Here is a 23,555-nt window from a genome sequence, read left to right as displayed (position 1 = left end):
TCATGCATGTATTCGTAACGGGCGCGACCGGCTGGGTCGGCTCCGCCGTCGTCGAGGACCTGATCCGCTCAGGACATAAGGTCAGTGGCCTTGCACGTTCGGCGGCGAAGGCATCAGCCCTTGCAGCCATCGGTGCGAAGGTTGTCGAAGGTTCGCTGGACGACCTCGACATCCTCCAGGCTGCCGCTTCAGCCGCCGACGCCGTAATTCACACCGCCTTCAACCACGACTTCTCGAGGTTCCTGGAGAACGCGGCACAGGACGAACGGGCGATCGAGGCACTGGGAGGCGCACTCAAAGGGTCGGACCGCCCATTGCTCGTTACCTCCGGCCTCTTGGGTCTGCCACGCGGCGCAACCGAAGCAGACCTTCCCAATCCGGCGTCGCCGCGCAAGTCGGAAGCTGCCGCAAGGGCGGTGGCGGAACAGGGCGTGCGCGCAGCGACGGTGCGTCTTGCGCCATCCGTTCATGGGGTGGGGGACCATGGATTCATCCCGATCGTCGCGGGCCTCGCGCGAGAAAAAGGCGTGTCCGCCTATGTCGATGACGGCTTGAACTGCTGGTCCGGGGTTCACCGTCTGGATGCGGCGCAGGTCTACCGCATGGCCCTTGAAGCCGGCGTGACGGAGAGCGTCTACCATGCGGTTGCCGTCGAAGCGGTTCCGTTCAGGGAAATCGCCGAAGTGATCGGGCGCCAACTCCGCCTGCCGGTCGAACCGCGGCCGCGAGAGCACTTCGGCTGGTTTGCCAACTTTGCAGCGGCGAACATGGCGGCGTCCAGCGCCAGGACCCGCTCGCTCCTCGGCTGGCAGCCGAGTGGTCCGGGCCTGATCGCCGATCTCGATCAACCCGCCTACTTCCCGCGCTGATCGTGAGACGAGTTCTCACTGCCGCGCCGATGCCGAGCCCCAGGCGTTACACTGAAACTGCACGCCAAACACTCGCCTCACGTTTTGCGGTCTATCTCAATGCGCGCGCAGGAAGCGAAATAGATCCTGTGTGAAGTCATGCGGGTTCTGCAAATGGGAAAAGTGGCTGACTTCCGGCTGTATTAGCAGACCGGCACCGGGAATGTTTTCGGCGATGAACAGCGTATCGTTACGCCTGACAATTTCGTCGTGGTCGCCGGCCGCAACCCAGATAGGGTGTTCAAGGTTGCGAAGGTCACTTTTCGTTATGTTTGGTTGCGAGCCCCACATTTTTTCCATTTGCTCAAGGAAGTCGTCGTATTCGACGGGTGTGGGAGACAGCTTTTCATACTCATCGCGCGTCCGCTGAGAATAGTTCTCAAACATCCTGCTATCGGATAGATCGTAGATCCCGGATGGGTCACTGTTAGCCGCAAATGCGAATAGGCGGCTAATTCGGCCAGGATTAGCGATCACTAGCTTGAGGCCGACGATTGCGCCGTCGCTCCAGCCTATGACCGCAGCCTTGGACACCCTTAAATCATCCATCAATGCGATGACGTCGGAGGCCATGCGGTCGTAGCTGAAGGGGTCCGCATTCCGAGTGCTGCGTCCGTGGCCGCGGCTGTCCATAACGATGACCTGATAGGACTTGGCGAGTTCCGGAACCTGATGGCCCCAGTAATTGGAATTGGCGAGACCGCCATGGAGCATAATCACGGGCTCACCGGAACCGTAGACAGCATACCAGATCTTGATGCCGTCGACCGCGACATACCCTTCGCGGGTCGTCGCGGGCAACTCGGGAGTTGCGGGAAGAGTTCGCCACCTTGGTTCTGCCATAGTAGCCTCCATCAACCCTTAGTTTGCGGCCTTCGAAGATCGCGGCAATCGTTGTCCGTGTAAGTTGCAATATACGTGATCTTCTCGCGGTTGCCAGTCGCCCGGTTGGGTGACTGGGGCGTTGGCTGCCATAGACGGCCTGAGCCATGCGGGAGTTTGCGCGTACGACAAGTCTACGCGTGAAGGTGACGAGGAAAACGTTGGGCGGTTTTCAGCCTGAAGTGACGTATTTTCTCCAGCCATGCTCGCTGCGAAAACCCAAAATGTCACGCGCCTTCCAGTTCGACAGCAACGTCTCGAACTCGCCGAGTTCCCGCTTGAGCGGTACACCTGGATAGAAACGGTCGATGAGTTCGCGGGTAGGCAGATCGGAAGAGGTGTCGTCGTTTGCGGCATTGAAGATCTGGAATCCAAGCCCGTCCTTCTCAATCGCGCGAAGCGTGATCTGGCCGAGGTCGCGCGCATCGATGTAGCTCCACGCGATGCGTTTTCGAAAGCCCGGATTTGCGAACCATCCAGGAAACAGTTTGTACTCGCTCGGCTCAATGACGTTGCCGATGCGCAGCGCATAGATGTCGAAGCCGCTGCGCAGGGCAAAGGCGCGTGCCGTCTGCTCATTGACAACTTTCGACAAGGCATAACTGTCCATGGGGTCGACGTCGTACTCCTCGTCGAGCGGAAAGTAGCGCGGACTGCGGGGCTCGTTGGCAAAGACGAGGCCGTAGGTCGTCTCGCTGGATGCTATGATGACCTTGCGAATACCGAGTTTCACAGCGGCTTCGATGACGTTGTAGGTGCCGAGCGCGTTCACGCGGAAAAGTTCGTTGTCAGGGGCGATCATGATGCGTGGAATGGCGGCAAAGTGCACGACGGCGTCGATCGGCTGTGGCCTCAAGGATGGGTCGAACTCGTGCAGCCCGGTGTAACTCGACAAGGCGTTGAAGACTTGCCCGCTATCGGTGATGTCCGTGATGAGCGTCCTGACCTTCGGATTGTCAAGAGGCCGGGTATCGAGATTGAGGACCTGGTGGCCCTGCTCGATGAGATATTGCACGACATGGCGGCCGGCTTTGCCGCTGCCGCCGGTGAAGATGATCCTCTTTGCCATTCTGCTCTCCACAATGTGACGCGCATAAGGTCCCGCTCGCCAATGCGACGCCACGGATCAATTCGTTCCGATGCTGGCGATCCATGTCGCTCGCGTCAATGGGGATGCCTTGCCACCGCCTGCGCTGGCAAGGCTTCGGTCGGCGGTTGTCCGGGCGCCCGCGAACGGGGCCCGGACGAGATCGTTACTTCTGGATGCACGTGTCGACTGTGTCCTTGGTGCATTCATCAAGACCGGTGAACACCGGATCTTCCACCGGCTTGCCGGCGATCAGATCCATCATGACAGACGGTGCCTTGTAGCCCATCTCGAACGGACGCTGCCCGACGAGTGCCGTCACCAACCCTTCACGCGCAATGGCAACCTCGTCGCCAATCGTATCGGCGGCGCCGATGACGAATTCGTTGCTGGCAATCTTGTCAGCGATCGGCTTGAACAGGTCGCGATAGGGCTGCGGTGCGCCGAATAGCGGCCAGCCACCCATGATACCAAAGGCATCAAGGTCCGGATTGGCGGCGAGAATATCCGTCATGGCCTGCACGCCTGTTGCTCCGTTGTCATTGGTGAAGACCGGGCAGCCTGCGACTTCTGTCCAGCCTCCCTCCCCCTTCAGTTCCGTCAGTCCCTCCTTACCGGTCAACGTGTCGCGCATGCCCTGGGCTCGGCGCAGAATGTTGTCCGCCCCCGGATTGCCCTCGATCGTGCAGATCTTGCCGCCATCCGGCTTGGCCTTCTTGATGTATTCGCCAATCCGGGCACCCATCAGGTAGTTGTCGGTCCCGAGATAGGTCTTGCGCAGGGCCGAGTCCTCTTTGGCGAGATCGGCGTCGAGCGTCATGACGGGGATCGTCGGGTTCGCGGTCTTCAGCGTTTGAGCGATCAGTTTGGCATTAGACGGCGAAATGGCGATTGCAGCCGTGTCGGCCTTGCCGAGCATGTCCTGAACGATCTGCGCTTCACCCGCCTCGTCGGATGTCGAGGCCGGTCCGGTGTAAAAGCACTCATACTCGGAGTCCGGGTTTTCCTTGTTCCATTTCTGGCAACCCTGGTTGATCGCTTCAAAGAAGGGGTTGTCGAGGCCCTTCACGACGATGACGAGCTGCTTCTTGGCCAGAGCCTGACCGGCACAGAGCGCCAGGACAGCAACGGCGGCCAGCAATATTGTCTTTCTCATTCTTTCCTCCCGTTGAACAAGCGGACATTGTCTGTCCGCGGCACAAATCAACCCGGATAAAAGACGATACGAGGATCGTTCGACTGACGCTCGTATTGCCAGGCCGAGTCGATAAGCTTTTCGAGATCGTAGTCAGGGCGCCAATCCAGAAGATATTTGGCCTTGCTGTTATCCATCCAGTTCGAGTGGAAGGCGCTGGGGACGTCAACCGAGCCGAGGCCGCGCGTGCGTGCGAGGTAGCTTGCGACCTCGCCATAGTCCACTGGACGGTCCATGGAGACGTTGAACAACTGCCGTGCAGCGCGGGGATTGTCGATCGCAGCCAGGATCGCTGAGACCAGGTCGCTGACGTGTACGAAATTGCGCCTGAGCGGCCGGCCATCGGCGTCGCGAAGGAGCGGCACGGTTCCGGCCTCGGCATATCGCCTTGCTTCTGCGGGCGCAAAGAAGGTTTTCCAGTCAGGCCCGCCAAACACATCGTCGCCGAACGACAACGTCTGTTTGAAGTCGTCCTTCTCCATGATCCACGGCGCGCGAAGACAGCAACCGTTCGTGCCGTATTGAATTGCGTACTGCTCGAGCATCACTTCCTCGAGGACCTTCGATAGCGCGTAGCAACCGGGATAGGCGCGATGCGGCGTCTTCTCAGTCACGGGACCATCGTGGCGATAAAAGAAGTGGCCAACAGACGCGTCCCCGCCGACGAGGATAAACTGGCGTGCGGATGGGCTGATCCGGAAGGCCTCGAGTAGCCAGAACAATCCCTTAACCGTGATGTCCATGACCGCGTCGGGCGTTTCCTTGCAGGTGGCGAGGTGCACGACATGGGTGACGCCTTGCATTGCCGCATCTGCGACGTTGCGGTCGGCGATCGTCCCGCGGACCATGTCGATTCGATCGCACGGGTCGAGCAGGCGATTGTGGCAGAGCGCACGGATCTGCGCCTGTGAAAAACGCGGTTGGTCAAGCAGCCCCGCGATGAGGTTCCGCCCGACCTTGCCCGTTGCACCGGTGACAAGGATAAGCATTTTTGTCTCCCACCGATGGCTAATATACAGGGCAACGTGTATTTGTCATACAAAACAGTTTCTAGGCATAGGACGTCATTGACGCCTTCATAAGGATTTGCGTAAATAAAGATGTAGACCGCTGGGTGAAGACTGAGGAACGATCGCGCCCGTTGGCGTGCCGGCGCGCTTCGGGAGGCGAGACGACTGGTGGCGACACTCGAGATCACCAACATTTCCAAGCATTTCGGCGCCATTCAGGCGGTCAACGACGTTTCGCTCTCGCTGGAAGCAGGCCAGGTGGTCGGCCTCATGGGAGATAACGGCGCCGGCAAGTCGACGCTGGTCAAAATGATTGCCGGCAACCACCGCCCGAGCCAGGGAACGATACGGCTCGACGGAAACGAAATCGTTCTGCATCGGCCGATAGAGGCAAGGCAGCACGGCATCGAGATCGTTCATCAGGACCTGGCGCTGTGCAATAATCTCTCGGCGGCGGCAAATGTGTTCCTTGGACGCGAACTCAGGCGCGGCTTCGGCCCACTGCGTGTTCTAGACTACAAGGCAATGTACCGTCGCGCGGGAGAAATCTTTAGCGAGCTTCGATCGGAAACCCGGCCTCGCGATCTCGTCAGGCAAATGTCCGGAGGGCAACGGCAGGCGGTCGCGATCGCGCGAACGATGATCTCCGAGGCAAAGATCGTCCTTATGGACGAGCCGACGGCGGCCATTTCGGTGCGCCAGGTCGCCGAGGTGCTGCATCTGATCCGTGGGCTGCGCGACCGCGGCATCGCGGTCGTGCTCATCAGCCATCGCATGCCGGATGTTTTTGATGTCGCAGATCGCGTCGTCGTCATGCGGCGCGGCCGAAAGGTCGCCGACAAGCCTATTGGGCAGACGTCGCCTGAAGAAGTGACAGGATTGATTACGGGCGCCATCGAAAGAGGATGAGCGCTGCAGGTGCCGCATCGGAGGAATGCGTAGGAAAATGGCAACAACGCTCGACCAGACGATTGCTCAGAAACAACGCACGCTGGGCGCTGCGGTCCTCGCCAACCAGACGTTCTGGGTGTTGGTCGCCGTCGTTCTGGCGTGCATATTCCTTTCCTTCGCAACGGATTCGTTCGCCACACCGAAGAACCTCTACAACATCACCCGCAACGCCACCTTCGTCGCTATCATTGCCCTCGGCATGACGCTGGTTATCATCACCGGCGGGATCGACTTGTCGGTTGGGTCGGTGCTTTGCCTATGCAGCATGGTCCTGGCGGTCGTCATGCATTCCGGCTATAGCATCGAGGTCGGGATTGCCGCCTCGGTGGCAACGGCGCTTCTCATCGGCGCGTTCAACGGTGTGCTCATCGCCTATGTCGGATTTCCTCCTTTTGTGGTGACACTCGGCATGCTTTCGATCGCGCGAAGCCTGGCGATGGTGGCATCCAACAATACGGTTGTTTTCCAATTCGGACCGGACCACGACAAGCTGCTCGCTCTTGGCGGTGGGGCCTGGCTGTTCGGCATCGCCAACCCGGTGATCTACATGATTGTGCTGACGCTGCTGACGGGTTTCGTCCTGCGATGGACGAGGCTGGGCCGCTATATCTACGCCATCGGCGGCAACGAGCACGCCGCGACTGCTACCGGTATACCTGTGCGTCCGATCAAGGTCGGTGTGTATATGATTTCTGCCCTCTCCGCCGGTGTCGCCGGTATCATCCAGACTGGCTGGCTCGGAGCGGTAACAACGAATATCGGCGCTGGCATGGAACTTCAGGTCATCGCAGCGGCGGTGATTGGTGGCGCCAACCTGGCCGGCGGGGTCGGCACAGCCCTAGGTGCACTGGTCGGTGCGGCGCTCATCGAGGTGATCCGTAATAGCCTCGGGCTGCTCGGCATCAACGCGTTCTGGCAGGGAACGTTCATTGGCGGCGCGACCATCCTTGCGGTGCTTTTCGACCGCATCCGCAATTTCCGGCAGGCCGAGTAGCTCCGAGATTTCATGGCGCCGACCGCGCCGTGGTGATCCTTTCGCAGCCGACATGGATGCCAGCTGGACGGATGTTGTGGCCGGGACCGATGGCGTCCTCTTTGCTCGCTGGCATCAGCGCATGATCCAAGCCGGCATGGCCGTGGTCAAGATCGCAGGCTCAGTAGAATTGCAGCGCGCGGGGGCGGCAAGCCTTTTGGATTGAGAGGTCCCGTTGCGGTCTGGCGGTTGAAGCTCAGGGTTCAGCCTTAGAGGTTCCGTACCTCGCCCAATGGGCGAGACGTTGCTCCTAGCGCACCATGCGCGGGCTTACGCCTGCCAGCATCTTGATGATGTCGTCCTCTAGCTTCTGACAGAGATCCTCATACTCCCCGATCACCGTGGGATCCGGCGTCAGTTGCTCGCGTAACTCATCACGCTTCATGGCGGCCAGGCCGTAAGCTTCCAGCAGATCGTTGATCGCAAGGAAGTTGGCATCGGAAATCTGTCTTCGGTGTCGTGGCAGCCGCATCATCATTCGGCTTCGCCCGACCTTTTCGAAATTCATCATCCGCTCCTCGGTCTGTCGGCTGAGAGATTGTCCACCACCAAAATGAAAGTAGCAACATGACTTTGAGCCGACGCATCAACGGGGCGCGTGTCTCTAGCGGATCGAGAACTAGTCATGATCCCAATCCCATTCGCAAACTCCCACGTGATCAAAACGCGCGGAGTGTGACATGTTCAAGCAACCACATGCCGGTCTATCTCAAAGCGGCACAATTATGCGTCGGATTTCTCATGGCGCTACTCTCAGAGTTTGGGATCATCCCGGGAAGAAAGCCCGTAGGAAGGGACTACCGGGCTTTGCCGCGCTTCTCTCGTTCTAAGCTGTCGCGAAGCGCTGACATGATATCGACGACGTTGTCTTTCGCCGGTGTAATCCTGCGCTTGGCCTTCGGCTTCAACGTCTTCTTCTTCTCGGCGATCAGTTCGAGCATGCGATCCTGAATGGGATCGGTGATCGGCACCCACTTCTTCGTCTGCTGCTTGATCAACTGCTTCATCAGCGGAGCAAGGCCGCCCTCGGGCTTTGCCTTGATGTTCGAGAAATACTCTTCCTCAGGTCTCACCTCGTCACCATAGCGCAACGTCCATAGAACGATGCCTTCGCCGCGGGGCTCAAGCATCACCGCGCGCTCTCTCTGGCCGAAGACGAGACGGGAAATCCCAACGACGTTCTCTGAGCGCATGGCGTCGCGGATCACGGCGAACGCATCTTCACCAACCTTGTCGTTCGGCACCAGGTAGTGCGGCTTTTCGAGCCAGATCCATTCGATGGAATCGCGTGGCGTGAACATGTCGATCTCAATCGTCCGGACGCTCTCCAGCGCCACCGCATCGAGTTCTTCTTCCTCGAGCATGATGTAATCGCCTTCGCCGCGCTCGTAGCCCTTCACCTGGTCTTCTGTGTTGACCTCCTTGCCGGTGATGCTGTCGACATATCGTGAAGCCACGCGGTTGCCGGTGGCGCGGTTCATGGTGTGAAAGCGGATCTTTTCGGTGTCGCTGGTGGCCGGCGACAGGGCGACGGGGCAGGTGACCAGTGAAAGTTTGAGATAGCCCTTCCAGTATGGTTTGACGGCGGCCATGACTTAACCTGCCTTCTTGCGCGCTGCCGGCCGGGGCGCGGGGACGGCTCGCGCAGCTGCTGCAGCGGTGCGAGGCTTGGACGCCCGGGCAGAGCCGAAGCCGGCACTCACGCGAAGCGCTTCCATGAGGTTCGTCGACGGCTCGACCTTCGGCTGTTTCTTCACCTTGACCGTGCGGCCTTCCATCTTCGCCTTCACGAGCTCGGCAAGCGCCGCGTCGTATCGGTCGTCGAAGGTCCGCGGATCGAACAGGCCGGCCTTGGTCTTGATGATGTGCTTAGCCAAATCCAGCATTTCACCTTCGATCTTGAGCTTCGGAATGTCGGCGAACGCGTCCTTAGCGGAGCGAACCTGGTAGTCGAAGTTGAGCGTGGTTGCGATGAGTCCATCTCCATGGGCGCGAATGAGAACTGTCCGGAGCCGGCGGAAAAGCACAGCCTGGGCGAGGGCGCCGACCTTGGACTCTCGCATTGCATCCCGGATCAGGACGAAGGTCTCTTCGCCCAGCCGATCGGGAAGCAGGTAGTAGGGCTTGTCGAAATAGAGATCATCGATTTCGCCGAACGGCACATAGGATTGGATGCGCAGCGTCTTGTCGCTTGGAGGAACCGCCGCGGCCAGCTCCTCGGGTTCAAACAGCACGTAGCGGCCGTCATCGATCTCATAGCCTTTGATCTGGTCTTCGCGCTCGACCACCTTCCATGTGTCGATATCGACATACTCCCGCTTCACGCGATTGCCGGTTTTTCGGTTCAAGGTGTTGAAGCTCACGCGTTCGGAAGTTGACGCGGCGCTGTGCAGCGCCACGGGGCAACTGATCTCGGCAAACTTCAAAAAGCCCTTCCAAAGAGCACGTCCGGCCATGTCGATTTCTCCCGGTAAACCCGGATTCAACGGAGGCAGATTACGTTTGTTCCGGCTAAGACGCGAATCAATTGTGGCGTTTAGTGGGCTGTCGATAGTAGGATGACCCTATCCACGGGTATTGCGTTAGAGGAGTCTGTTGCACCAGGCCAAGAGTAAGGAGGCGGTGCTATGAACACGAAGCTCCATATCGACGGGTCATTTGAGGCTATGCACCGGGCGCTCGACGAAGCCAATCGCGCTTTCGAAAGTGGCGGCGCCGATCGACATCGCGACGCTCTGCAACGTCTCGGCCGCGCGGTGATGAACTCCCTTGCGGAGATCATCGAGACCGATGGCGGAACGGACGGCTACCTCTACGACGCCGACGGCATCGCCCATGATATCGAGGCTTGTTATCACAAGCGGGTCGAGGAAGAAGAGGCGGCTGAGCCGCACCAGGCGCCGCAGCAGGCTAGCCACGGAACGCTCAACTTTCGTCAACAGGGAGTAGGGCGATGATCACCGGCACAGATCTGCTGCAGATTTCACTTGCGCGTGTGAACATGGACCGGTCCGACCTCGAGGCGGCCGGCGTGATCGATCCCGGACAAGCGGGCGACAAGGCCTGGTCAAACTTCGGACGGGACATGGACACCTTCATATTGAAGCTACCGGAATGGCGCCGTGCAGCGCTCGCCGCTGTGATCAGAGCGAGAGCGGGCAGCACCAGTGAGGTGTCCCATTAACGCGCTCAGATCTATGTTTTCGAGCCCAATGTGACGTATAGCTACGAGAAACGCCTCCAAGTACCTGCTCTCCGTTCACGCACGCATGCCAGACTTTCTCAGACCGCTGCTTTATCTGCTTGTTCTCTTTTTTTACGCATCACCGCTGCAGCGGCGGGAACTTTTTTCATCGATTGCCGCTCGAGCAGCGCTTGATGGAACTCGCCAATTGGCGCCGATCCCGTATCGAATTCCGGCGCCGTTTCGTGGAGTTTTACGGCTCGCTCGGTGTCTTTGGCCTGTATCCAGATCATTTACGGGCGCTGCCACCGTTCAAATATCAATAGCGTCTGGAATCTCGCTTTTCTGGCTCCGGCAGACCGCTGCAAAGTCCTTGAGGAATTTCTCCGCCCCAGGACGATTAGTCGAAGTCATGAGGCTTCCCCTGATTGCGTCAGGCGCCTGCTTCATCACCGGAAACCGAAAGAAAACATTCTCGGAGAAATTTGAGCTTACGGTCGAAAGTACCGTTCGCAGCGCCGCCAGCATGTCCTCGCCTCGGTGCGAAGCATGTGCGAGGGCTATTGGTTTTCCGACCACCGCCTCACCGGAGACAAGCCAGTCGATCGCGTTTTTGAGGCCGCCGGGAATGCTGCGAACATATTCAGGGCTCGAAATAATCAGCCCGTCACTCGCGGAAATTTTCTCGATGAACCGGATGACGCTCTCTGGGGTATTCGGGCCCTCAAGGTCAGGAGAAAAGACCGGCAACTCACCGATCCGGTCAAAGACATCGATTGCGATATCGGCCGGTGCCAAGGCTTGGAAAGCCCTTAACAAGGCCGTGTTGGTGGATAGCTGACGTGTGCTGCCCGAAATCGCCAATATCTTCATGCCCAAAAGATAATGAAATATCCTGATCCGGCAAGCGGTACACACCAGCGAGTTGAGCCCGAGTCGATAGTTGAAGTCGTTCAATTCCACTCAAGAGCTGAGGTTCAATCGTCTACTGAGTCCAGGCCGAAGACTTCGCTTTGATCAGTCTTTAATCGTGGCGGCGCGCGTGCCACGAGTTCGTGCGGTTGACGCATCGATTCGATCCATCAAGCGCATGCTGACGCCAAGTTGTTTGACCGGCGCCTTGCGAGCATGCTCAGCCAGCCGCCTGCTAGGCTTGCGTTCGGAGGCTTGCGTTCGACAGTGAGGACAGCTCTCTTGAAATCTCTCAGCGTCGGGAACCGGCCGTGCGCTCGGTTGCCGGCAAGTCGATGCGCAAGATCCGGGTCGGAACCGTCTATCCCGCAACGATCGGGCTTGGGGTCACCTGGAGCAAGGATGATCCCACAGCAGCCAGAGATGACATCATCGATATCGCGCGGTCACGGGTGAGGGCGGGCAGGTGAGGGGCCGCTCGCGTCCCTGCCGGGCAATCAAGCCTTCTTCTTGGCCGTCTGTTGTTTGACGCGGATCCGTAGTGGCTTGCCTTCCACATGCTCGATATCGAAGGCACTTGTCTTGCGCACGAGATCGCTCAGCTTGCGAAAGCCGTAGGTTCGCGGATCGAAATCCGATGCCAGATTAGCCAGTCGTGTACCGATCGCCCCGAGCGGAACCCAACCGTCTTCGCTTTCCATCTGGGCAATGACTTTCTTGATGATGGGCGTTGCTGCGTTCGGCTGCTGCAATGGCGTCGATGCCTGGGCGGGTTCCACACCATTTGACGCGACAGCCGGTAATAGGTTTTCCGTATAGATGAATCGACGGCATGCCTGACGGAAGCTTTCGGGCGTCTTTCGCTCGCCGAAGCCGAAGACATCGGTGCCTTGCTCGCGGATCCGCGACGCCAGCCTGGTGAAATCGCTATCGGACGAGACCAGGCAAAAGCCGTCGAAACGACCGCTGTGCAGCAGATCCATGGCGTCGATCACAAGGGTGATATCGGACGCGTTCTTTCCGGTGGTATAGGCAAACTGCTGCTGCGGTATGATCGCGTGCCGCGACAGCACCTCGATCCACGCTTTTGATCGTGCACTGGCAAAATCACCGTAGATGCGCCTGACGCTCGCCTCTCCGATCTTCGCGATTTCCTCAAACAGGCCATCGACGATTTTTGCCGAAGCGTTGTCGGCATCGATCAGGACGGCGAGGCGAGGAGACCGGGCTTCTGCAGGCATTGAACGCTCCTTCACTTTGCGGCGGTTCGAACGTGTGGCCGGCAGTTTCTAGCTGGCGGCTTCTGGTCACCTGCACCGTCCCCGTGAGCTCCTGCCAGCTTATCGCCGTCGCATCGTCGGACCTCCTGCGGACAGCGAACTTTCTATGCGTGGCGGTAGCCCAGGGCCAACGTCACCAGCGTGGCGAAGACCATGATGACGCCGTAGGGGATCTTGCGGCTGGTGCGGATCTCTTGGACGCGCATGATCACGGCGTAGTGCGCGAAGGCCAACGGCACCGGCAGTTTGAGGGCCAGCATGACCACGATACCGCCGAGCAGCAGGAAGAGAGAGAATGGAAGCATGCCGTGCCAGCCGACGAAGAGACCGATCGGCAGGAGAAGTTTGGCGTCGCCAGCGCCAAACAGCCGAAAAGCCCAGAGCACAACGCCGAGCGCAAGGAGCAGCAGGCCCGCCGCGACTGCACCACCGATGCCGTCGAGCGAAAAGAGCGTGGCGCCGATATCCTGCGTTGTCAGGAGGCTTGCCGCGGCACCGAAAACATAGATGGCGACCAGCGCGAGCACTACCTCGTTTGGTATGCGCCACCGCTGGAAGTCACTCCAAGCGGCGTAGAGAAAAACCAGCACTGCGGCCAATGGAATTATGTTGATTACATTAATCATGTTTCACCGGCTCCATATGGCAGCGGACTTCTTCTGTGATTGTTCAGGTCTTCCAATCGTACCGCAAGAAGTCGTCGGTAAGTAAACGCAAGAAATATTACGTGATGTCATCATCGCGCAAACTTCATCTCAAGTACCCTTGAATGCCAGGGTTTATGATTTTAACCATACCCCAAAGATGTTACAAACCACTTCGTATTAGAAGTTGACGATATAATAATTAAGGGATTATTAATTATGTCAGTCGGAGAGGTGGTCTCGATGACAGGTGGGGGCCGGGGGAATAAGCGGTCTCGCAAAATTAGTATTGTGTTGGAGGTAATTCTCGATGAAAGCAGTTTTGACAAAAGTCCGCGCTTTCGCGCGGGAAGAAGACGGCGTTGCGCTGACTGAATACCTGATCCTGCTTGGCCTGCTTATTGGCGGCGCGATCACTGCAGTGACTACGGCAGGAAGCAACCTTAGCGATGCTTGGGATGCGTGGGGAACGTGGTGGACTGATAGCCTCGCGCCCCCACCTGCTACTCCTTAAACTCATAACTGTTGGGGAGAGGGGGTTTGTTAACCCCTCTCTTCTAAATTAGTATTTCAGGATGATTGTATTTTTCAGTTTTGTGAGTTTCGGCAATGCGTTTTTCAACGATCATTAGCCTCGCAATCGCCCTCGTTCTTGCCATTGCTGCAGTGTTTGCCACACGCACTTATCTCGCTGGTGAGCGGGCTCGCCTTGCAGCGAACGGAGGCGTCAAACAATCGGAAAAGACGCTTGTCGTTGCGGCCAAGCCGATGCGCTTCGGCGACCGGGTGCGCCCGGAAAATCTGAGAGCCATTCCGTGGCCTTCCGAGGAACGACCCGAAGGCTCATTCCAGGTGATCGAAGCGGTTCTCGGCGACAAGGATGAGCCGCGCTATGCGATGGAGGCGATCGATCCGGGCGAGCCGGTGCTGTCCTCCAAGATCACCGGCACAGGCGAGCGGGCCACTTTGTCAGCGGCTCTCGACGAGGGGATGAAAGCGGTTTCCATTCGCGTCAACGATGTGCTCGGTGTTGCCGGTTTCGTGCGCCCTTCGGATCGGGTCGACGTGCTCCTGACCCGCGTTATCCGCAACCCCAAGAGCGGCAATGAGCAGACCTCGGTGGACGTGCTGTTGCAGGGTGTCAAGGTGCTCGCCGTCGACCAGACGGCTGACGAGCGCAAGGACGAACCCTCGATCGTAAAAACTGTCACTTTCGAGGTAACGACCGACGAAGCCCAGCGACTGACGCTTGGTGCCAACATCGGCACTCTCTCGCTCACACTGCGTAATATCGCATCAGCTTCCGTCGAGACGACTCGGCCGATCACTGTGGCGGATCTGGGTGGGGGCACCGTCGCTGCCGATCTCGCGCAAAATTCCGACGACGGACGATTCGACGTGATCGAGCGCATGGTTCGCAAAGTTGGCGAAGACCTCGGAGGGCGGATCAACTCCGTCGAGAACAAGATGAACGCCCCTGTGCGCGAAAAACAGGTGCAAATCGTCGAACGAAACACGGAACCTGTCTTGCCGGTGGAACCGAAGTGGGCGACCGTCGGCGTCTGGAACGCGACCAAACGGGAGGAACATCGGGTGGGACTGATCCAGTAACAGGCGATGCGGCCGCTCTAGGGGGAGTGGGCGCGGGCTTTGAGCAGAGGGGCTTGAGCAGGAATGTTGAGGGGAAGCGTAAGGCGAGCGGCAAGAGGCAAGGCCCTCGCGGCCGCCACCGCGATTGTTGCGGGCTGTGGCCTACTGGGGCCTGGTTTCGTCGCACCGGCAGGCGCACAGGAAAAGTTCGTTCATCTCGGTGGATCCGTTCAGCAAGTGGTGCTGCCACCGAATGACACGATAACGATCGCGACGGGTAAGCCGTTCGGCGACCTCGTTATCGGCAGCGCCGAGCTGATCGATGTCGTGCCGCTTTCCGACAAATCACTTTTCATCCGCGCCAAGAAGAACGGGGCGACGAACATTTCGGTTTATGGCGACGACAAGAAGCTTCTTGGTGTCATCGACATTCGTGTCGCCAGCGATTTCAGCGAGGTAGCCTCGGCCATCCGCTCCGCTTCGCCGGGGTCGCAGGTTCGGGTGATCAACTCGAATGACCGCATCCGCCTGACTGGCATCGTTCGCGACGCCACCGAGCTGCAGCGGGTACTGGAAATCGCTCAATCCTATTCCGATCAGCCGGTCCTTAACCAGTTGCGCGTCAACGATTCCCAGCAGGTCATGCTTGAGGTCCGGGTGATCGAAGCCTCGCGCCAGACCGGTCGCGATCTCGGAATCGGCTGGGCGGGGCGTGGCAACAACGGCATCGGCAAGGCGACGACCAGCCAGGGAATCGGCGTCAAGGACGGCTCGCTGGTGCGCACCCTAGAGGATGCGGCCGGTGCAGCAACGGGCATGCAGCCGTTCGGCCAGTTGATCGCCAAGGTGCTCGAGATTTCCGGCGGCCGGATCGACATCGTGATCAATGCTTTGGAGGAGAAGGGGCTGGTGCGCCGTCTCGCTCAACCGAATCTGATCGCCATGAGCGGTGAAACTGCCAGCTTCCATGCCGGCGGTGAGGTTCCGATCCAGACGACGGTGGCAAACGGCGCGACGTTAGCGACGCAAACCGATTATCGCCCCTTCGGCGTGCGGCTGACATTCACGCCTGTGGTACTCGACGGTGGGCTAATCAGCTTGAAGGTTGAGCCGGAAGTCTCGGAACTTGATACCTCGATCAACGTCAACGGCAATCCCGGCTTCATTTCGCGCGCGGCCAAAACAACTGTGGCACTACGCGACGGCCAGAGTTTTGCCATGGCCGGGTTGCTGCAATCGATCAACTCCAAAGATATCCAGCAACTCCCAGGCTTGGGGCAGCTTCCGGTAATCGGCGCGCTGTTTCGCTCGACGAGCTTCCTGAAGCGCGAATCCGATCTCGTCATCGTCGTCACCCCGCACATCGTGCGGCCGGCGACACCGGGCGAGGCGCTCTATAGTCCGCTCGACCAGACGCGTTCATCCAATGACGTCGAGCTTTTTGCGCTTGGCGTTCTGGAAGTCGACAAGGACATGCTGCGCCGCTTCCGCAACGGTGAAGGCGTCACCGGGCCCTACGGCCATAGGCTTGATCTCGACACGGGAGGCGTACTTGCTGTTGCAAAGAAATAGGTCCGCATTCCTGGTTTTGGCAGTGACAAGCCTGGTTTCCGGCTGCGCCGATTACATGAACCACAGGGACACGATCACCTTTGGGCTTGGAAACGCGGTGGAGGCCAATAAGGGCATCCACATACAAGACCCGTTCCCGCGCGCGGCTCAGAACACCCGTATCGCCGCTGACGGCAAGCTGATCCAGAAGGTGATGCGCGGCTACAACGGCGGCGGCACGCAACCTGCGGCCATAACGCCGGGGCAGTCGATGGGGAGTAACGGCGCGACGCCCAGCTATTAGCGGGCGCGTGCAGAGTTCGACGCGGAGGCAGCGCCGAAAAGGAATGCAATAAGAACAACGTGTCACGACGGTGAGCCGCCGCGATCGGAGAGGCATGCCTATGTTGAACAGGGCGATCAAGAGGTTTTGGGACGACCATCGAGGTTACGTCATCGCCTTGACGCTCATTGCCATGCCGTTGTTGCTCGGTGTCTCTCTTATCGTCATCGACGTCGGCCGCAGCGCCAATCTCCATACGGATCTTCAGAGTGCGGTCGACGCCATGGCGCTGGCGGGAGCCCGCGAGCTCGACGGCCGCGACGACGCAATCACCCGCGCGCAAGAAGCGATCGAAAAGCTTGCCAACACCGCAGCCTTTGGTGACGGTGGGACCGGGATGTCTTTCGGCTCGTACATCACCGTTGCCTACGATGCGGGAGACGATGCGGCAAGCACGGTGAGGGTCAAATTCCTCAAGGGCATCCCAGGCGATGGAACCTTCGCAGGCGACGACGACGACCCGATCACCGAGGCGATGGAGGCGACAGACCCGAACGAGGCGGGTTATGTCTGGGTATCTGCCAAGAACCAGGCGATGCAGACGATCTTCCCCGTGCCGGTCGGACTTGATCGCAATACGATCGATGTGTCCGCCGACGCCGTCGCAGCCTACCGGGTCAGTGCCTGCGACGTGACGCCGATCTTCATCTGCAACCCTTATGAGCCGGCAGGCAACAGCAGTGCAGCCGTCAGCGAACAGGCAGCCGAGCAACTGCACACCAAATTCGCGGCCGGCGATCTCTATGGTCTCCAGATCGAGCTGCACAGCACATCTTCATCCAATCCCGGACCGGGCAATTTCGGATTTCTCCGTACCCCGCTCGGAAATGGCGCATCCGTGCTGGCTGAGGCGCTTGCGACTGGCAATCCGGGCACCTGCTACACGAAGGACAGCCTCGATACCGAAACCGGGGCAAAGGCGGGCCCGATCGAAGACGGCGTGAACACCCGCTTTGGTTTCTACTCCTCGTCCTTCAACAAGGACAACGACGACGACCGCTATCGCCCGGCGCAAAACGTGCGCGCGGCACAGAATCAATCGGGCGGCAAAAAGTGCGACACCTATAATCCGGTGAAGGTCGGAAGCACGGTCGGAGATGTCACCAAGGCGGTGCCGCTCGGCTACGGCGCGACCATGACGACGATGGGCGGCGGCAAGATCAGTACCGGCAACAACTGGAATTACGGGACCTACTGGCAGGTCGCGCAGGGCGGCACGAAACCGTCGGTCACCGCCGTCCTCAGCAACTATTCGAGTTATCCGGGCGGCGGCGCTTCGGCACCAAGCCAGCCCTCGGCCTACGACGTCTACCGCTACGAACTCAACAATCCGTCGCTGATCAGCCATGCCTCAGCAAACGGAGAAAAAGGCACACCCGGCACCGGCGGCCAATGTTACACGGGACCGGCGCTTTCGAACTATACCGCGGACGAATATGGCGATCGCCGCGAGATCTTTTCCGCGATCGTCAATTGCGGTTACGAGAAGTCGGTTGGCCACCTGAACGGCCACAAGGCCACGGCGGCGGTCGCGTTCGCGCGCATGTTCCTGACCAAACCGGCGGTCAAAGAGGGCAGCGAGCGGTATCTTTCGCTGGAGATGATCGACATCACCGGCAAGGGCGGGCGCGGCACGCTTGACGAGTTCCTGCGCGAAGAAGCGGAGCTGGTCCGATGATCATCGCTCTGCGAAAATTCACCCTCGATCGCTTCCGCCACGGCTTCTGGCCGAGCGATGACGGGGCCGTGCTGACCGAAGCGCTGGTTGCCATACCTTTCGTTACCCTCTTTGCCGCCGGTATCCTCGAATTCGGCAACATCTTCTGGCAGCGGATGCAGATCGACGCCGGTCTCAGGGACGCCGGCCGCTATCTTGCGCGGTGCCGGCCGGATACGGGGACCTACGACCCGACATGTAATGAGACAACCGCCAAGTTGATCGCGTTTTACGGAACGCAGAGCCCCGCCAAGGGCGCCAGCTTGCGCGTCAGCGGCTGGGGGCCCGATCTCTCGGATATCACGATCATTCCCGTCGATGCCGATGGCACGATCACGGTGCAGACCTCGCATCTCTACCAGAGTTCGCCGATCTTTTCCTGGCTTGGCCTCGATCAGATCACCATCAGTTCCTCCCACGAAGAGAGATATATCGGATGGTAAAGCGTCGATCGCCCGTCTCCTTCTGGCAGGATCAGCACGGTGTGACACTCACCGAAGGTCTGATAACGCTGCCGTTTGTACTTCTGGTGATTTCGGCCTTTGTCGAGTTCGGTTACGCCATGTCGCAATGGAACCAGACAGTCAAGGCCCTGCAATTTGGTGCCCGCCTTGCCGCCGTCTCCGATCCCCTGACCAGCGACTTTGCAGATGTTTTTCCAACCGACGCCGACGACCCTCTGGACAACGGTGACGCGACCCCAAACGACGCGACGATATCGTCCACCTGCGGGCCGGCCCTCTCCAATTGCAGTGACGCGCTAAACCGGATCGCCCTGGGAAGTGACGGTGTTTGCGGGGTGGCGGGGGACCCGAACCCGGGCATCTGCGACCTCAATTGGCGGATCCAGCCGGCAAACCTGGTGGTCACCTACCAGCGCTCGGGTCTCGGCTATTGGGGGCGGCCGAACGGACCGGTGCTGACCATGCGGCTGGAAGTGCGCGGCGTCACATTCGACCTGCCGCTGCTTGGCGCTCTGTTGGGATTGGATCAGATCGAAGTCCCCGCCCATCCGGTGACGCTGACGACGGAAGACCTAGAGACATGTTCAAGCTGCTGAGCCCTTCAATATTGCGTGGGGGATCGAGATGACCGCACACATGAACTTTGCAACGACTACCAAGATCCTCGTCCTCTCGGACGATGCGGCGGCGGCAAGCCTTATGCTCGACACGTTCGGGTCGCTGTCGCGCTACGAAGTGCGCCATATGGGGCTGAGCGCGCTTGGCGAGGCGGGACGGGTCGATCCGACACAGTTCAACCTGATTGTGCTCGACGTCGATTGCGGCGACATGCTCTGCCGCCCGGAGATTTTTGCCTTTCGTGCCAGCCATCGCAGTATTCCGATGGTGATCGTTTCCGAGGTTCTGTCCGATGAACTGATGCGGCCGCTCTTTCGGCTGAACGGTGACGACTGGCTGAAGAAGCCGCTCGAGCGCCGTGCACTGATCGAGATGATCTCGACCCATGCACCAGGCGTCGGCGGCAACGAGAGCCGGGTTCATGCAATCGTTGCCGCCGTAGGCGGTGCAGGGGCGAGCGTCATCTCCTCGTCGCTTGCCCATCTATTGGCGCAGCCGACGAAAGGCGTCGCGCCGCGTGTTGGTCTGTTCGATCTGGATTTCTCGTCCGGATCGCTCGGCTACTACCTCAACCTCCTCAACGACTACGACCTGAAGACCGTCATCGCCAATCCGGCGCGTGTCGATCTCGAATTCATCGATCTGGTGCGCAAGCGTCATCCCGGTGGCTTCACGCTGCTGTCGTTCAAGCAGCCGTCGGTGCTGCTCGAACCTAAAGGGGCCGAACTGGTACTGCGCATGCTGGATGTCGCCGCCTTCGAGAGCGATCACATGGTAATCGACATGCCCTATTACGAAACACCCTGGAAGAGCGATGTACTGGGGTCTGTCAACAGCGTTTCCATCGTCACGGAGATGACGATCCCGGCGCTCCATCAGGCCAAGGACCTCTACCTCGATCTCGTACGGCTGCGGGGCAGCGCGGATTCGATCCAGATCGTCATCAACAAATATCATACTAAGCTCTTCAGCCTTGGGGTGCGCCGTGAGCAGGTGGACAAGGTGTTCAAGGACACGCATGCGCACATCATCCCCTATGACTGGGACACGCTGAGCGAGGCGGTAAACCGCGGTGTCCTGCCCCACGAGGTCAACTCGCGCTCACCCTTCTGCGGTGCCGTCGGCAAACTCGGAGCACTCGTCAGATGAAGGCACTTCTTCACGACGGCAGTGGATCTATGCACCGAAACGGCGCTGGCTTCGGGCGTTGTCGGTGGACGCGGACCGCGCTGCTCTTGAGTGCACTGGCGCTCACGCCGGCTCCGACTGGAGCATTGGCGGGCGGGACGGTGCCGCGCAGTCTCGGGCCGAAAACGAGCACGGTCGTAGTGATCGAGAAAAAGTATCCGACCGGCACGATCGTCGTCGCCAGTCAGGAGCGGACGCTCGACCTCGTTCTCTCCGGCAACCGTGCGATCCGCTATCGGATCGGCGTCGGCCGCGAGGGTTTCCGTTGGAGCGGCGTGGTGAAGGTGGGGCGAAAGGCCGAATGGCCCGATTGGCGGCCGCCGGCCGAGATGAAGGCGCGCGCACCGGAACTGCCGGAGTTGGTGCCTCCCGGTCCGTTCAATCCGCTCGGCGCCCGCGGCATCTATCTCTATCGGGGGAGCGCCGACACGCTTTATCGCATTCACGGAACGAACGAGCAGTCCACCGTCGGGCAGTTCGCGTCCTCCGGCTGTTTCCGCATGAGCAATGCCGACATCATCGATCTCTACGAGCGGGTGAAGATCGGAGCAACGGTGATCGTCGAATAGTCGAACAGGGTAGGAAGCAATGGCAACAGGGTTCATCGGACGTTTCTACAAGCAGCGGCAGCCGGACGACGGGGACCTTGCGGAAACCGATCAGTCCTCTTTGATGTCGGTGGCCGAAGTTGCCGTCGTGCCTAAACCGGAGACTGCCAGCGCCGCGGCAAGCACCAGGCTGGAAGAGTCGCTCGGGCTCGACATGGTTGCGGAACGGGTCAACCTGCACCGCTACCTGCTTGATCGCATCAACCTCGGCATTCTCGACGCTATGGACAACGAGGAAATCGCCACGGAGATCAGGCCACTCGTCAAGGATTACATCCGGCGTAACAATTTCCCGCTTAATGCCAAGGAAATCAACGACCTGATCCATGACATCACCGACGAGATGCTCGGGCTCGGGCCGATCGAGCCACTGCTTGCCGATGACTCGATCGCCGATATCCTGATCAACGGTTACAACAGCGTCTATGTCGAACGGCGTGGCAAGCTCGAAAGCACGGCCGTGCGTTTCAAGGACGAAGATCACCTCCTGCGCGTGATCAACAAGATCGTCTCCGCTGTTGGCCGACGTGTCGATGAATCGACGCCGCTGGTCGATGCTCGCTTGAAGGATGGATCGCGTGTCAACGTCGCCATCCGGCCGGTCTCGGTCGACGGACCGCTCGTCTCGATCCGTAAGTTCACGCGCAAGCCGCTGACGCTGGAGCGATTGGTCGAGAATGGCGCCATGGCGAATGCGATGCGGATCCTTTTGAGCGCTGCTGTCAAGGGTCGGGTGTCGATGATCGTCTCCGGGGGCACCGGCTCGGGCAAGACGACCCTGCTCAACGCCCTGTCGTCGCAGATTTCGGCCACGGAGCGCCTGATCACCATCGAAGACGCGGCCGAGTTGCAGCTGCAGCAGCCGCATGTCGGGCGACTGGAAACCAGACCGCCGACGCTCGACGGCCGCAACGAAGTGCGCCAGCGCGAGCTCCTGAAGAATGCGCTGCGCATGCGACCCGATCGCATCATCGTCGGCGAGGTGCGCGGCGAAGAAGCCTTCGACATGCTGCAGGCGATGAATACCGGCCACGAGGGTTCGATGACGACCATTCACGCCAACACGCCGCGCGACGCGGTCGGACGGCTCGAGCAGATGGTCGGCATGGCGGGTATGCCCATGTCGCAGCTCAGCATCCGCTCGCAGATCGCCTCGGCGATCACCATCATCGTTCAGGTCCAACGCCTGAGCGACGGTAGCCGCAAAGTAGTATCGATCTCCGAAATCACCGGCATGGAAGGCGAGGTCGTGCAGATGCAGGAGATCATGCGGTTCAAGCGAACCGCGACCGACGATACTGGCCGCATCCACGGCGAATTCCGGGCAACCGGCCTCCGTCCCCGCTTCGTCGAGGAGTTCGCGCAGCTCGGGATCGTGATCCCTGCGGCGATCTTCGATCCGGGAAAACCTCTGCAAACGGGGACGATCGAATCATGACTTTGCTGCTTCTCTACGCCGCCGTCTTTATCGCCGCCCTGATTGCCGTCGAAGCACTGGTGCGCAGCTACTTCCGGAAGTCCGAGCGCCAACGCGCCGTCAATCATCGGCTGAGCGTGCTTGATGCGAACGAGGACCACTTCAAGACTTACCGTGCGATGCTGAAGGAACGTGGTGCTGATGAAGATTGGCGATCCTTGCCGTCGGTTCAGCGCGTCCGGCAGTTCTATGCACAGTCAGGCATCAAGTTCGACGCGCAGCGTTTTGCACTCTACGGGATCGCCGGCGCGGTGCTGGTCTGGTTTGTCGTCCAATTCCTGGTTCCTAGCACCCCGGTCCGGATTCCAGTCTTCTTGGTGATCTGCCTTCTCGTCCCCGTCATCGTGGTCTGGCGCACAAGGGCCAGCCGGATACGCAGATTTACCCTTAAACTTCCCGAGGCGCTCGATGTTGCCAATCGCAGCCTGTCGGCAGGCCATCCGCTGCCGGCCGCAATTTCCCTCGTGGCGCGCGAAATGCCCGATCCGGTCGGAACGGAATTTGGCCTGCTCTCGGATGAGTTGACCTATGGCACCACTCTGGATGACGCCCTCGTCAATCTCAGTCACCGCGTCGGTGCGGAAGACTTGAACCTGCTGGCAATCGCCTTGAGCGTCCAGGCGGGCACGGGCGGCAATCTGGTCGAAATCCTTCAGAATCTCTCGAAGACCCTGCGTGATCGCACGATGCTGAAGGCCAAGGTCAAGGCGATTTCGTCGGAAGGGCGGATCACCGCGATTTTCATGTCGGTCTATCCGTTCCTTCTCTACGCGATGATCAAGGCGATTGCGCCGACTTACTTCGATCCAGTCTGGGCAAGTGGCCACGGCACGACCATCGTCGCTGTGCTCGTTGCTATCATGGCGGTCGGCAACGTTATTCTCTACAAGATGGTCAACTTCGAATACTGAGG

General features: G+C 59.6%; 28 protein-coding genes and 1 pseudogene. 18 read left to right on the top strand and 11 right to left on the bottom strand.

Annotated features, from left to right (window positions below):
* Positions 1-2: 2 nt before the first annotated feature.
* Positions 3-869: an SDR family oxidoreductase gene (locus BKP54_RS02390; RefSeq protein ID WP_084814180.1), complete on the top strand. Its 867-nt coding sequence runs from the start codon at positions 3-5 to the stop codon at positions 867-869.
* Positions 870-965: 96 nt separating this feature from the next.
* Here the strand turns inward: BKP54_RS02390 and BKP54_RS02385 are convergent, their stop codons facing one another.
* The 4 genes from BKP54_RS02385 to BKP54_RS02370 all read right to left on the bottom strand — a co-directional run bounded on the left by BKP54_RS02385 (position 966) and on the right by BKP54_RS02370 (position 5,061).
* Entirely contained in the window at positions 966-1,751 is a 786-nt protein-coding gene (locus tag BKP54_RS02385; RefSeq protein WP_245317772.1) for an alpha/beta hydrolase, read from the bottom strand.
* Positions 1,752-1,962: 211 nt separating this feature from the next.
* Positions 1,963-2,859, bottom strand: a complete 897-nt coding sequence (locus BKP54_RS02380) for an NAD(P)-dependent oxidoreductase (RefSeq protein WP_025430537.1) — start codon at positions 2,857-2,859, stop codon at positions 1,963-1,965.
* A 184-nt stretch (positions 2,860-3,043) separates the two neighbouring features.
* Positions 3,044-4,033, bottom strand: coding sequence for a sugar-binding protein (locus BKP54_RS02375; RefSeq protein ID WP_025430536.1), 990 nt, complete (start codon positions 4,031-4,033; stop codon positions 3,044-3,046).
* Between the two features lie 47 nt (positions 4,034-4,080).
* Positions 4,081-5,061 (bottom strand): NAD(P)-dependent oxidoreductase, encoded by a 981-nt coding sequence (locus BKP54_RS02370; protein WP_084814178.1) that lies wholly within the window; start codon positions 5,059-5,061, stop codon positions 4,081-4,083.
* A 132-nt stretch (positions 5,062-5,193) separates the two neighbouring features.
* Here BKP54_RS02370 and BKP54_RS02365 point away from each other — a divergent pair, with 132 nt between their 5' ends.
* The 3 genes from BKP54_RS02365 to BKP54_RS35710 are packed head-to-tail and all read left to right on the top strand — an operon-like array spanning position 5,194 to position 7,232.
* Positions 5,194-5,991, top strand: a complete 798-nt coding sequence (locus BKP54_RS02365) for an ATP-binding cassette domain-containing protein (RefSeq protein ID WP_084814177.1) — start codon at positions 5,194-5,196, stop codon at positions 5,989-5,991.
* Positions 5,992-6,028: 37 nt separating this feature from the next.
* Positions 6,029-7,027 (top strand): ABC transporter permease, encoded by a 999-nt coding sequence (locus tag BKP54_RS02360; protein WP_084814176.1) that lies wholly within the window; start codon positions 6,029-6,031, stop codon positions 7,025-7,027.
* 52 nt (positions 7,028-7,079) lie between these two features.
* Entirely contained in the window at positions 7,080-7,232 is a 153-nt protein-coding gene (locus tag BKP54_RS35710) for a hypothetical protein (RefSeq protein WP_158071667.1), read from the top strand.
* Positions 7,233-7,316: 84 nt separating this feature from the next.
* Here the strand turns inward: BKP54_RS35710 and BKP54_RS02355 are convergent, their stop codons facing one another.
* The 3 genes from BKP54_RS02355 to BKP54_RS02345 all read right to left on the bottom strand — a co-directional run bounded on the left by BKP54_RS02355 (position 7,317) and on the right by BKP54_RS02345 (position 9,522).
* On the bottom strand, positions 7,317-7,574 hold the full coding sequence (locus BKP54_RS02355) for a hypothetical protein (RefSeq protein ID WP_128090359.1): 258 nt from the start codon (positions 7,572-7,574) through the stop codon (positions 7,317-7,319).
* Between the two features lie 289 nt (positions 7,575-7,863).
* On the bottom strand, positions 7,864-8,658 hold the full coding sequence (locus BKP54_RS02350) for a Ku protein (protein ID WP_084814175.1): 795 nt from the start codon (positions 8,656-8,658) through the stop codon (positions 7,864-7,866).
* Between the two features lie 3 nt (positions 8,659-8,661).
* Positions 8,662-9,522 carry a Ku protein gene (locus tag BKP54_RS02345; RefSeq protein ID WP_084814174.1) on the bottom strand — a complete coding sequence of 287 codons (861 nt, stop codon included), beginning with the start codon at positions 9,520-9,522 and terminating at the stop codon, positions 8,662-8,664.
* Positions 9,523-9,693: 171 nt separating this feature from the next.
* Between BKP54_RS02345 and BKP54_RS02340 the strand changes: the two genes are divergently transcribed.
* A complete protein-coding gene (locus BKP54_RS02340; RefSeq protein WP_084814173.1) occupies positions 9,694-10,023 on the top strand; it encodes a hypothetical protein in 330 nt (109 codons plus the stop codon).
* Positions 10,020-10,250 carry a hypothetical protein gene (locus tag BKP54_RS02335; protein ID WP_057206861.1) on the top strand — a complete coding sequence of 77 codons (231 nt, stop codon included), beginning with the start codon at positions 10,020-10,022 and terminating at the stop codon, positions 10,248-10,250. Before BKP54_RS02340 ends, BKP54_RS02335 begins: the two co-directional genes overlap by 4 nt.
* 98 nt (positions 10,251-10,348) lie before the next feature.
* Here BKP54_RS02335 and BKP54_RS02330 read toward each other — a convergent pair whose 3' ends face one another.
* Together BKP54_RS02330 and BKP54_RS02325 are read right to left on the bottom strand one after the other, a co-directional pair.
* Entirely contained in the window at positions 10,349-10,543 is a 195-nt protein-coding gene (locus BKP54_RS02330; protein WP_084814172.1) for a hypothetical protein, read from the bottom strand.
* A 19-nt stretch (positions 10,544-10,562) separates the two neighbouring features.
* Positions 10,563-11,123: an NADPH-dependent FMN reductase gene (locus BKP54_RS02325; RefSeq protein ID WP_084814265.1), complete on the bottom strand. Its 561-nt coding sequence runs from the start codon at positions 11,121-11,123 to the stop codon at positions 10,563-10,565.
* A 413-nt stretch (positions 11,124-11,536) separates the two neighbouring features.
* Between BKP54_RS02325 and BKP54_RS34845 the strand changes: the two are divergent.
* A pseudogene (locus tag BKP54_RS34845) lies at positions 11,537-11,632 on the top strand (LysR family transcriptional regulator); the annotation flags it as partial.
* Between the two features lie 27 nt (positions 11,633-11,659).
* Here the strand turns inward: BKP54_RS34845 and BKP54_RS02320 are convergent.
* Both BKP54_RS02320 and BKP54_RS02315 read right to left on the bottom strand, forming a co-directional pair.
* Positions 11,660-12,403 (bottom strand): NYN domain-containing protein, encoded by a 744-nt coding sequence (locus BKP54_RS02320; protein WP_084814171.1) that lies wholly within the window; start codon positions 12,401-12,403, stop codon positions 11,660-11,662.
* 143 nt (positions 12,404-12,546) lie between these two features.
* Positions 12,547-13,068 (bottom strand): prepilin peptidase, encoded by a 522-nt coding sequence (locus BKP54_RS02315; RefSeq protein ID WP_084814170.1) that lies wholly within the window; start codon positions 13,066-13,068, stop codon positions 12,547-12,549.
* Positions 13,069-13,396: 328 nt separating this feature from the next.
* Here BKP54_RS02315 and BKP54_RS02310 point away from each other — a divergent pair, with 328 nt between their 5' ends.
* The 11 genes from BKP54_RS02310 to BKP54_RS02260 all read left to right on the top strand — a co-directional run bounded on the left by BKP54_RS02310 (position 13,397) and on the right by BKP54_RS02260 (position 23,553).
* A complete protein-coding gene (locus BKP54_RS02310) occupies positions 13,397-13,600 on the top strand; it encodes a hypothetical protein (RefSeq protein WP_084814169.1) in 204 nt (67 codons plus the stop codon).
* 95 nt (positions 13,601-13,695) lie between these two features.
* On the top strand, positions 13,696-14,697 hold the full coding sequence (cpaB, locus tag BKP54_RS02305) for a Flp pilus assembly protein CpaB (RefSeq protein WP_084814168.1): 1,002 nt from the start codon (positions 13,696-13,698) through the stop codon (positions 14,695-14,697).
* 63 nt (positions 14,698-14,760) lie between these two features.
* Positions 14,761-16,248 (top strand): type II and III secretion system protein family protein, encoded by a 1,488-nt coding sequence (locus tag BKP54_RS02300; protein WP_084814167.1) that lies wholly within the window; start codon positions 14,761-14,763, stop codon positions 16,246-16,248.
* A 55-nt stretch (positions 16,249-16,303) separates the two neighbouring features.
* On the top strand, positions 16,304-16,531 hold the full coding sequence (locus BKP54_RS02295) for a pilus assembly protein (protein WP_245317783.1): 228 nt from the start codon (positions 16,304-16,306) through the stop codon (positions 16,529-16,531).
* A gap of 100 nt (positions 16,532-16,631) precedes the next feature.
* Positions 16,632-18,248, top strand: a complete 1,617-nt coding sequence (locus tag BKP54_RS02290) for a pilus assembly protein TadG-related protein (RefSeq protein ID WP_084814166.1) — start codon at positions 16,632-16,634, stop codon at positions 18,246-18,248.
* Positions 18,248-18,730, top strand: a complete 483-nt coding sequence (locus tag BKP54_RS02285; RefSeq protein ID WP_084814263.1) for a TadE/TadG family type IV pilus assembly protein — start codon at positions 18,248-18,250, stop codon at positions 18,728-18,730. Before BKP54_RS02290 ends, BKP54_RS02285 begins: the two co-directional genes overlap by 1 nt.
* The gene (locus tag BKP54_RS02280) at positions 18,724-19,347 is read left to right on the top strand and encodes a TadE/TadG family type IV pilus assembly protein (protein WP_084814165.1); all 624 of its coding nucleotides are present in this window, start codon (positions 18,724-18,726) and stop codon (positions 19,345-19,347) included. The genes BKP54_RS02285 and BKP54_RS02280 overlap by 7 nt, the downstream gene beginning before the upstream one ends.
* A 28-nt stretch (positions 19,348-19,375) precedes the next feature.
* Positions 19,376-20,518 (top strand): pilus assembly protein, encoded by a 1,143-nt coding sequence (locus tag BKP54_RS02275; protein WP_084814164.1) that lies wholly within the window; start codon positions 19,376-19,378, stop codon positions 20,516-20,518.
* Positions 20,519-20,547: 29 nt separating this feature from the next.
* Complete coding sequence (locus tag BKP54_RS02270) at positions 20,548-21,126, top strand: L,D-transpeptidase (RefSeq protein ID WP_198956812.1); 579 nt, start codon at positions 20,548-20,550, stop codon at positions 21,124-21,126.
* 19 nt (positions 21,127-21,145) lie between these two features.
* Positions 21,146-22,603, top strand: a complete 1,458-nt coding sequence (locus tag BKP54_RS02265; protein ID WP_084814162.1) for a CpaF family protein — start codon at positions 21,146-21,148, stop codon at positions 22,601-22,603.
* The gene (locus BKP54_RS02260) at positions 22,600-23,553 is read left to right on the top strand and encodes a type II secretion system F family protein (protein WP_084814161.1); all 954 of its coding nucleotides are present in this window, start codon (positions 22,600-22,602) and stop codon (positions 23,551-23,553) included. Before BKP54_RS02265 ends, BKP54_RS02260 begins: the two co-directional genes overlap by 4 nt.
* Positions 23,554-23,555 lie beyond the last annotated feature (2 nt).

Origin of the sequence: Ensifer sp. 1H6 (genome assembly GCF_001976035.1) — a bacterium.
In the GTDB taxonomy this organism is placed as follows: domain Bacteria; phylum Pseudomonadota; class Alphaproteobacteria; order Rhizobiales; family Rhizobiaceae; genus Ensifer; species Ensifer canadensis.
This window is presented reverse-complemented; position numbering and strand designations above follow the sequence as displayed.